11 protein-coding genes and 1 pseudogene are annotated in these 8267 nt (G+C 68.4%); 1 reads left to right on the top strand and 11 read right to left on the bottom strand.

All coding sequences use genetic code 11. The features are described 5' to 3' along the window. Positions 1-231 (bottom strand): annotated as a pseudogene (locus ACFTZL_RS36435) (hypothetical protein); the annotation flags it as partial. 141 nt (positions 232-372) lie between these two features. Between ACFTZL_RS36435 and ACFTZL_RS36440 the strand changes: the two are divergent. Further along, complete coding sequence (locus ACFTZL_RS36440) at positions 373-735, top strand: hypothetical protein (RefSeq protein WP_382489158.1); 363 nt, start codon at positions 373-375, stop codon at positions 733-735. A gap of 65 nt (positions 736-800) precedes the next feature. Here ACFTZL_RS36440 and ACFTZL_RS36445 read toward each other — a convergent pair whose 3' ends face one another. From ACFTZL_RS36445 to ACFTZL_RS36490, 10 genes are all read right to left on the bottom strand, one after another. After that, positions 801-1028 (bottom strand): hypothetical protein, encoded by a 228-nt coding sequence (locus ACFTZL_RS36445; RefSeq protein ID WP_382592145.1) that lies wholly within the window; start codon positions 1026-1028, stop codon positions 801-803. Positions 1029-1319: 291 nt separating this feature from the next. After that, on the bottom strand, positions 1320-2369 hold the full coding sequence (locus ACFTZL_RS36450) for a hypothetical protein (protein WP_382592148.1): 1050 nt from the start codon (positions 2367-2369) through the stop codon (positions 1320-1322). Then, positions 2369-3028 carry a hypothetical protein gene (locus ACFTZL_RS36455; protein ID WP_382592151.1) on the bottom strand — a complete coding sequence of 220 codons (660 nt, stop codon included), beginning with the start codon at positions 3026-3028 and terminating at the stop codon, positions 2369-2371. The genes ACFTZL_RS36450 and ACFTZL_RS36455 overlap by 1 nt, the downstream gene beginning before the upstream one ends. A gap of 52 nt (positions 3029-3080) precedes the next feature. Next, positions 3081-3548 carry a pilus assembly protein TadG-related protein gene (locus ACFTZL_RS36460; RefSeq protein WP_382592155.1) on the bottom strand — a complete coding sequence of 156 codons (468 nt, stop codon included), beginning with the start codon at positions 3546-3548 and terminating at the stop codon, positions 3081-3083. Next, complete coding sequence (locus tag ACFTZL_RS36465) at positions 3545-4021, bottom strand: TadE/TadG family type IV pilus assembly protein (protein WP_382592157.1); 477 nt, start codon at positions 4019-4021, stop codon at positions 3545-3547. The genes ACFTZL_RS36460 and ACFTZL_RS36465 overlap by 4 nt, the downstream gene beginning before the upstream one ends. Then, complete coding sequence (locus tag ACFTZL_RS36470; RefSeq protein WP_382592160.1) at positions 4021-4479, bottom strand: TadE family protein; 459 nt, start codon at positions 4477-4479, stop codon at positions 4021-4023. Before ACFTZL_RS36470 ends, ACFTZL_RS36465 begins: the two co-directional genes overlap by 1 nt. 82 nt (positions 4480-4561) lie before the next feature. After that, positions 4562-4813, bottom strand: coding sequence for a hypothetical protein (locus ACFTZL_RS36475; protein ID WP_010041603.1), 252 nt, complete (start codon positions 4811-4813; stop codon positions 4562-4564). A 74-nt stretch (positions 4814-4887) separates the two neighbouring features. Beyond that, positions 4888-5811: a type II secretion system F family protein gene (locus ACFTZL_RS36480; RefSeq protein WP_382592163.1), complete on the bottom strand. Its 924-nt coding sequence runs from the start codon at positions 5809-5811 to the stop codon at positions 4888-4890. After that, positions 5808-6764, bottom strand: a complete 957-nt coding sequence (locus ACFTZL_RS36485) for a type II secretion system F family protein (RefSeq protein WP_382592169.1) — start codon at positions 6762-6764, stop codon at positions 5808-5810. The genes ACFTZL_RS36480 and ACFTZL_RS36485 overlap by 4 nt, the downstream gene beginning before the upstream one ends. 44 nt (positions 6765-6808) lie before the next feature. Then, on the bottom strand, positions 6809-8116 hold the full coding sequence (locus ACFTZL_RS36490) for a CpaF family protein (protein ID WP_382592166.1): 1308 nt from the start codon (positions 8114-8116) through the stop codon (positions 6809-6811). Between the last annotated feature and the right edge of the window lie 151 nt (positions 8117-8267).

Here is an 8267-nt window from a genome sequence, read left to right on the forward strand (position 1 = left end):
GTTCTTCGGGACATCCGCGAAGTCCTCCTTGAAGACATCCGCGGACTTGCCCGCCCACTCCAGAAGCGTGCCCTCCCCCGCCATGCCCTTGACCAGACGCAACGCGTCGGAGACATCGTCGGCGAAGTCGTGCAACTGCTTCGCGAGCGTGCGCACCCGTTGCGGGTCGCCCGGCGTCGGGTCCTTGTCCAAGTCCAGGACATGCCAGTCCGCCGGCCTGTGCCCCGCCATACCGCAACCCCCGTCACGCGCACATCAACGTCAACAACCGTATGCACACGTGAACTTACAAGGCACAACCGTTCGACGGAAAGATCGGCTCGCGGTACGGTTCAGATGGGATCAGAGTGCCGGACGTTGGGGGACTGCCACATGGGCAAGGGCAAGAGCGACCTCGCGCTCCCGCTGACCGAGCTGGAGGGCTACGGGCGCAGGCTGCGTTCCCTCAAGACCCGTCTGAATCACACCAAGAAACTTTTCGAGTCCTACAAGGACGACATCGGCGACGGCAGTGTCAATGACGCGCTCGGGGATTTCGAGTCCAACTGGGAAGACGGGCGCGAGGACATCACGCAGCAGCTCGATGCGCTGGCGAGTATGTCCGATGCGGTTGTTCGCGAGTTCAAGAAGCTTGACGACGAGCTTGCCAAGAAGGCGAACGACGCGATGAAGACCGAGGACAAGCGGGGCGGTAAGGGCGGTAAAGGCGGCAAGGGGGATGGCGGGGGTAAGTAGCCCGCTTTGCTGGAGACATGAAAAGGCCCCGAATCCGGAGATCCGGGGCCTTTCGCATGCCTTCGTCAGGAAGCGACCGCGGCGTTGAGGTGCAGGTCCGCCGCGATGCCCTGGGGCGAGACGGCGAGGCCCGCGCCGCCGCCGAGGCCGGCGTTGAGGCCGGCGGCCGAGGTCTCGACGTAGAGACCGGCTGCGGCGCCGGCACCCGCGGCGGCACCCGCCTGGCCGCCGGCGATGGTGTCCAGCTCGGCGTCGGACATCTGGGCGGTGTCGATCTGCGGGGTGAAGGCCATGGGGGGCGGTTCCCTTCGTTTCAATAATTCGAAGTGCTCGAGCGCAACCGATCAAAGCACGTCGTGAGAAGGGACGGCCAGCCAGTGGTTATGGGGATGCGGTGGATTTCGGGGGCCGAATTCATGGGTGTGACCGTTCGGTCACCGGGCGACCCGCCCTCTTCACATCTCCCGCCGCTTCGCGATACACGAATGTATTGCGCGGCGACGGAAATGAGCCGAGCGCGGGTCCTGCCCGGGATGCCTACGACCTCGCGGTGAACGGTGTGCAGATCCGTCGAATGTTCCGGATCAGCGGTTCACCGACTGGATCTCCTGCACCGTCACGTCCTGTGTCGTACCGAATGTGCCGTCGGGGAGGTCGCCGCCGTCGCCGTTCGTGCTCGTCCAGTTGATCTTCCAGGTGACCGTGGCGCTCAGCGGGTAGGACTCGTCATCGCCCGTGGAGCGCAGGTAGCTCACTCCGCAGGGCGGCGTCTTGCCGGCCTTGCCCTTCGCATACGGTTCGCCGATGCTGCCGTCTTCGTTGATCGCGCATTCGCCGGAGGCGGGGTAGGTCTCGGCGTCGGGCGTGCCCGGTTCGAGGTGCAGGGAGACGGGTTCGGCGGTGGTGGTCGCCGACAGGCCCGTGCCGGGGAGGCTCGCTGTCACCGATAGCTTCTTGAACTTGACCTTGTCGAGCCAGATCCAGGTGGGCAGGTTGACGGTCGACTTGCCCGTCGGAGCCATCTTGATCTCGGTGTCGGGGACGGGGAGTTCGTCGTAGGCGTACTCGGCGAGGACCTGGGGGGAGACGGCCAGGGGTTCCTTGGGGGGTTCGCCCTCGTCGACCCAGAAGGGTTGCTTGTCGCAGGAGTTCGCTTCGGGGTCGTCCTTGCGCTTCGGGTTCTTCACCGCCGCCCAGAACATTCCCTCGCCCTGCTTGTCGAGGTTGTAGTCCTTGTAGGGATGCCCGTCTTTGTAGCGGTGGTCCATCATGTCGCCGACGGCGTTTCCGACCCCGCGGAACACGAACCCGTCGATGCTCCGCCACGCGTTCACCGCGGTCTCGATCTCCTTGGGCGAGAACGAGGGCTCGTACCAGCAGGCCGGCGGTGTCCAGTTGCTGTTCGAGGGGGTCAGGGTTCCCGTGGAGGATCGGGAACCGCCGTCAGTGGTGACCGTGACCTTGGTCCTGGCCCTGATGACACCTTCCTTCGACGAGCCCTCGGCGCTGCCTTCGTAGCTGCCCTTCTCGCCACCGCCCTTTCCCCCACCGGCAGTGGCCGTGGACGGAACGGCAGCCACGGCAACGGCCAGGGTCGACGCCGCGACGGCGCGCAGCACTGTCGTACGGCTCATCACATGCACCTCTTGGCGGCCTCCGTGGACGAGACGGTGGCGGTCTGCCACACGCCCTTCGCGTCCTTTTCCAGACGGGTGCTGTAGAAGACGTAGTCGCTGGGGGACGCCTTCACCGACCTGTCGACCTTGTCGGTCGTACCGTCCTTCGGGTACGTCCGTGTCGCGTCCATGCAGTACGTGACGGAGGCGGCGCCGTCCTTGTGGAAGGTGACCTCGCGGTCGTAGTACCGGGTCTCGCCGGTGAAGCTCCGGTTCTCGTTGCGGAAGGACATGATGTAGGAGGCCGCCGAAGCCAGCGCGTCGTCCTTGGAGTAGAACTTCAGCGCGGGGTACTTCTTGGCGTCGGCGGTGATCGCCTCGTCGATGGAGTTGATACGCCGCTCGTTGTCGGCCAGGATCGCGTCCTTCTTCGCGTCGCCGGTCTGCGTCTCCTCGAAGACGTTCTTCACATCCGCCGGCAGCTTGATCTCCGGCCGGTCGATGTCGTCGGCCGGGGCCGACGCCGACGGGTTCGACGAACCCGACCCCGCGTCCGCTCCCGCGATCTTGTCGTCGTCCTTCTTGTCCGCCGTCTCCGAGCCACCGCAGCCCGTCAGCAGCAGCGCCACCGCCGCGGTCAGGGCGGTCGCGGCCGCCGTGGTCGTGCGTGTGCGCATGGGGGTGTACCTCCAGTGGGGGGGATCGGTGCTCAGCGAGGGTGACAGGGCCTCACTGGACCTCGTTCTGTGCCACCGCCTGCCCGTGGACGACCACGTCGCCGCCGTAGAACATCCCCGTGAAGACCGGGGAGTAGGTGAGCTGCACGTCGACCTCCACCTGCTCGGCGGTCGCCGCCACGCAGTGGGTCGCCGCGATGTCCGCGCCCGTCATGTCCATCTCGCGGGCGAAGGCCTTCACACGGGCGTTGCAGTTCCCGAAGTTGATCGGGGCGGGGCCGCCCACGTCGTCGTAGAGGGCCTCGCGGTCGATGTCCTGAGCGGCGAAACGGGCCGCCTGTTCCGCGATGTCGGCCGCCCGTTCCCGCTTGGAGATGGACAGGCCGCCGTCGATCACGAACGCGGAGAGGGAGAGGAAGACCAGCGTGAAGATGATGACCGCGCCGGCGCCCGAGCCGCGGTCGTCCAGACGCGCGCTGCGGGACGCCCACCAGGAGCGCAGGGACGGGCGGTGGCTCACGCCGACCTCCGGAAGGGGTCCAGCGGAGAGCTGAAGCTCGCCGTCAGCGTCGTCGGGACGTCGAGGCCGAGCATGGCGAGGCCTCGCACCTCGCAGCTCACCTCGACCGTGAAGATGGTGTCGGGCTCGAAGCCCTCGCTCGTCTGGACGACCGACACGGGGCCCGAGCAGACGTCCGTAAGGTTCGCCTCCGCGGCCTTCTTCGCCTCGGCCATGGCGGTGCCGTGGTTCTTCTGGATCGAGCCCGCGCGGGCCGCGTCCCGGGCCGCTCCGTCGAGCGCCCCGCGGCCGTCCACGAGCTGGCCGAAGGCCACCAGGACGAGGATGAACAGGATCATCACCGGGGCGAGGATCACGACCTCGATGGTGGAGAGGCCCCGGTCGTCCGTAGCCCGATCGTCGGTAGCCCGATCGTCCGTGGACCGGCCGTCCTTCGAGGGAGTCGAAGGAACGGCAGGAGGAGAGAGAGCCATCAGTTCTCCTCCTGAACGAACCGTTCCACCGGGCCCGCCGACCGCGCGTGCACCGTCAGATCCAGCCCGGGGAACACCGTCGGCACCTGCGCCGCGATCTCCACGCCCACCGTGTTCTGGTCCGGCTGGAGCATCTTGACGTCCGGCCCCAGCACCAGTTGCGGGCCCAGTTGGCGGATGTACGCGTCCACCACGTCCTGCGCCTCGCCCCGCCAGGCACCCGGGCGTTCGTCGGCCGTGGCACGCGCCTTGCGCGCTCCCGCCTGGGCCGCCGCCTGGGCCACGTGGTCCGCGAAGAAGTACAGGGCGAACTGCACCGTCGCGAAGATCATGAAGAACAGCACCGGAGTGAGCAGCACGAACTCGATCGCGGTCATGCCTGAGTCACCGCGGGCGGCCGCCCTCTTCCGTGCGGCCTCCACCCTGCGGCGTACCCGTCTGCTCACGTCTGCCGGCATCCCCGTGACCCCGTTGTCCTTACGTCTGTCCCTGCGGCTGTCTCTACGACGATCAGGCGATCGGCGATCAAGCAATCGGCGATCAGCAGGTCTTGCCCGCGTCCGCGCCCTTGATGCAGTCGCCGACCTTGTTGGCGCCCTCGCTCAGCGCGGCGTTGATGATGGCGGCCACGACACCGACGATCGCCACGACGACCGCGGAGATGATGACCCACTCGACCGCGGAGGCACCGCGGTCCAGCTCGCCGGAGCGGGCTCGCTCGGTGCGGGCCTGGAGGAAGGTGACGAGGAAGTCCACGGCCGGGATGCCGGTGTGGAAGTTACGTCCGTTCATGACGTCTTGTCCTTTCGAAATCGGTTCCGGGAAGTTCTGGAGTTGTGAAGGTCGCTGCAAGGCTCATGCACGGTTCACTGCACCTGGAACACCCGCATCGCCGCCGGAAAGATCAGGAACACCAGGAACCCGGCGCACAGCAGGAGCTGCGCCACGAGCATCGACTGGGACTTCTCACCCGCGCTGCCCTCGATCTCGGCGAGCTCGCGGTGCCGCATGGTCTCGGCGCGGGAGGCGAGGGACTCGCGGACCTTCGCTCCGTCGTCCGCGACCAGGGCCAGGGAGGCGGAGAGGTCCTTGAGCTCCTCGACGCCGATCTCCTCGCCGAGCTGGCCGAGCGCCTGCCACTGGCTGAGGCCGGTGATACGGGCGTCGGACAGGGCGTTGCGGATGCGCTGGTTGGCCCAGCCGTCCGATATCTCCGCCGCCGCCATCAGGGCCTCCGGCAGACCGCGTCCGCCGGCGAGGCTCATGGAGACCAGGTCGAGGTACGCGCCGATCACGCGCCGCAGGTCGCGCCGCTTGTCGGCGGCGTCCCGCCGTACCTCGAGGTCGGGCAGGAAGAAGAAGACCACCGCGAACAGCAGCGCCAGCCACACCGGGATGATCGGGCTCTTGCCGACGCCCAGGGTCCAGACGATGGCGAACAGGAACGGGCCGAAGAACAGGCCCGCCACACCCAGCAGCACCTTCGTCGCCAGGAACTTCTCCCAGCTTCGCTCCAGCACCGCAAGGTCCGCGCGCAGCGAGCGCTGCTCCCAGCCCTGCTGCAGATAGAACTCGGAGACCCGCAGGCCGACTTCGGCCCGCACTGCGCCGAGGCGCCCCTTCTCCCGTTCGCGGCGCGCCGATTCGTACGCCGAGCCGCGCGCCCGCATCGCGTCGATCCGCGCGACCTGTGAGATCGCGCTCCGCTTGCTGGGCATGAGGGCGCGGACGAGGGCGTAGATGCCCAGGCCGATGACGGCGCCGACGACGAGCGGCATCGTGAGGTTCATCGGCGTGCCCCCTCTTCCTGCGGCAGTTGCTGGGACTGCTGCGACTCCTGCGACGGCGTCCTGGGACGGACGAACTGGACGGCTGCCTCGTCCCGCACCAGGAAGCGCTCGGGCGTCTCGATGGTGGACAGCTTGCGCAGCCACCAGAAGCCGAGCGCGAACAGGCCGCAGACACAGGCCAGGACGAGCTGGCCGGCGGGCGTGCCGTACGGCTCCACGAATTCGCGGTTGAAGATCGACAGGCCGAGGACGAAGGAGATCGAGACCGCTACGACGATCTGCACCGACCGCCGCGTGGACGACCGCTGCGCCATCACGCGCTGCCGCATGTCGACCTCCTCGCGGGCCGACTTGGCGAGGGCGCCGAGCACTTGGCGCAGACCGGGGCCGCGCAGGCGGGCGTTGAGGATCAGGGCCGCGACGATGATGTCGGCGGAGGCGTCGTCGATCTCGTCGGCGAGCTGCTGGAGCGCCTCGGGCAGCGGGGTGCGGGAGCGCAGGCGGTCGACGAGGGCGTCGAGGTGGGGGCGCAGGACCGGGGCCGCGGCGCGGGCGGAGGCCGGGATGGCCTGTTCGAGGCCCACCGCGCCGGCGATGGTGTCGCGCAGGGACTCCGTCCAGGAGGCGAGGGCCTCCACGCGCCGCATGGCGGCCCGTTCCTCACCGGCGCCGCCGAACAGGCGGTCCCAGAAGAAGACGAGGACGCCGGCCGCGATGCCCGCGACCGCCCAGCGGGTGAGGAGGAGGACGACGAGGCCGACGATGGCCGCGAGCGAGCCGCGCCGGCCGGCGAAGCGGATCAGCTCGTTCGCCCGCTCGGCGGCCTTCTGCTTCTCGTGGTCGGGCTTGACGGGCAGTCCGCGTACGGCGACGAGGAAGAGCGCGATGCCGCCGCCGACGGCGACGCCGCTGCCCATCGAGTACAGGACGGTGGTGGAGAACAGGCCGCCCATGGAGCCGAGCGAGCCGAGTGCCGCGAGAGTCGTGTTCACGCCCGTCACCCCCAGGTCCCGGTCGGCCGGTAGCCGTGTGCCATCAGTTCCTCCACGCAGGCTATGGGGGCGTGCGGTACGACGCGGCCGTCGGGAGCCTCCGCGAACACCTCGCTGGACAGGACGCGTCCGTCGACGCCGTTGACCTCGCGGACGGAGGTGACCATGCGCTGGAGGCGGCCGCCGTTGCCGTAGTTGTTGCGCCGCTGGATGAAGACGACGAAGTTCACCGCGCCCGCGATCAGCATCTGGCTGGCCTCGATGGGCAGCCGCTCCCTGGCCTGCAACGCGTACGTGGAAATACGGTTGAAGACCTCGTGGGAGCTGTTGGCGTGGATCGTGGACAGCGAGCCGTCGTTGCCCTGCGACATCGCGTTGAGCATGGTGACGATCTCGTCGCCGAGGACCTCACCGACGATGACGCGTGAGGGGTTCATACGCAGTGAGCGTCGCACCAGCTCCGCCATCGAGATCATGCCCTGGCCCTCGGAGTTGGGCAGGCGTTCCTCGAAGGCGACGACGTTGGGGTGCAGATCGGCGAAGGTGTCGAGGCCGAGCTCCAGGGCCCGCTCGACGGTGATGAGGCGCTCGTTCGGGGGGATCTCGTTGGCGAGGGCCCGAAGGAGCGTCGTCTTACCGGCGTTGGTGGCTCCCGCGATCATGATGTTCTTGCGGGCGCGGACCGCGCAGGCCATGAAGTGGGCGACCTCGGGCGTCACCGTGCCGTTGCCGACGAGGTCGGAGATGAACACCTTGCCCATGCGCGCGCGGCGGATGGACAGGGCGGGGCGCCGGGTGACGTCCATGACGGCCGACAGACGCGAACCGTCGGGGAGCCGGAGGTCGAGCTGGGGGTTGGCCGAGTCGAAGGGGCGGGAGGACAGACCCGAGTACGCGCCCAGCACCTGGATGAGCTCGACGAGTTCCTCGTCGGTCTCGGCGACGGGGTCGCCCGTCACCTCGCGGCCGTCGGCGTATCCGACGAACACCTGGTCGAAGCCGTTGATGTCGATGTTCTCGACGTCAGGGTTGTCCAGCAGCGGCTGGAGCCGGCCGACGCCGAACAGCGCGGCGTGCACGGCGGCCGCGTACTGCTCCTCGGTCTCGGCGTCCAGCGGCGTACGGCCCGCGTTGATCTCCGCGCGGGCGTACTCCTCCAGTATCTGGGCTATGACGGCACGCGCGTACTGCCGCTCGTCCTCCGTGGACATCGGAGTGACGTTGCTGACCTGGTCCTGTCGGCGCTGCTCGGCGATACGGTCGCCGGCGTCCTGGCGGAACCGCTTGACCAACTGGTGGTCGACAGCGGTCATGCGCCGGCCCCCGCGTGGCCCTGCATCTGGCCCGGGTGGTTGTGCTGGGCCTGATGGGCCTGGTTCGCCTGGGCGGAGGCGTCCCAGGCGGCGCCGTACTGCTGGTAGATGTCGGCCGCGACCTTGCGGGCCGAGCGGATCAGCAGCGACT

Source organism: Streptomyces sp. NPDC056948 (assembly GCF_042674225.1).
In the GTDB taxonomy this organism is placed as follows: Bacteria; Actinomycetota; Actinomycetes; order Streptomycetales; family Streptomycetaceae; genus Streptomyces; species Streptomyces purpurascens.

What these genes read in the sequence shown, in the direction of transcription:
- ACFTZL_RS36450 (WP_382592148.1), bottom strand. Translation starts at nt 2,369, where the DNA reads ATGAGCCGTACGACAGTGCTGCGCGCCGTCGCGGCGTCGACCCTGGCC.
- ACFTZL_RS36480 (WP_382592163.1), bottom strand. Translation starts at nt 5,811, where the DNA reads ATGAACCTCACGATGCCGCTCGTCGTCGGCGCCGTCATCGGCCTGGGC.
- ACFTZL_RS36475 (WP_010041603.1), bottom strand. Translation starts at nt 4,813, where the DNA reads ATGAACGGACGTAACTTCCACACCGGCATCCCGGCCGTGGACTTCCTC.
- ACFTZL_RS36490 (WP_382592166.1), bottom strand. Translation starts at nt 8,116, where the DNA reads ATGACCGCTGTCGACCACCAGTTGGTCAAGCGGTTCCGCCAGGACGCC.
- ACFTZL_RS36445 (WP_382592145.1), bottom strand. Translation starts at nt 1,028, where the DNA reads ATGGCCTTCACCCCGCAGATCGACACCGCCCAGATGTCCGACGCCGAG.
- ACFTZL_RS36465 (WP_382592157.1), bottom strand. Translation starts at nt 4,021, where the DNA reads ATGGCTCTCTCTCCTCCTGCCGTTCCTTCGACTCCCTCGAAGGACGGC.
- ACFTZL_RS36440 (WP_382489158.1), top strand. Translation starts at nt 373, where the DNA reads ATGGGCAAGGGCAAGAGCGACCTCGCGCTCCCGCTGACCGAGCTGGAG.
- ACFTZL_RS36470 (WP_382592160.1), bottom strand. Translation starts at nt 4,479, where the DNA reads ATGCCGGCAGACGTGAGCAGACGGGTACGCCGCAGGGTGGAGGCCGCA.
- ACFTZL_RS36485 (WP_382592169.1), bottom strand. Translation starts at nt 6,764, where the DNA reads ATGGGCGGCCTGTTCTCCACCACCGTCCTGTACTCGATGGGCAGCGGC.
- ACFTZL_RS36455 (WP_382592151.1), bottom strand. Translation starts at nt 3,028, where the DNA reads ATGCGCACACGCACGACCACGGCGGCCGCGACCGCCCTGACCGCGGCG.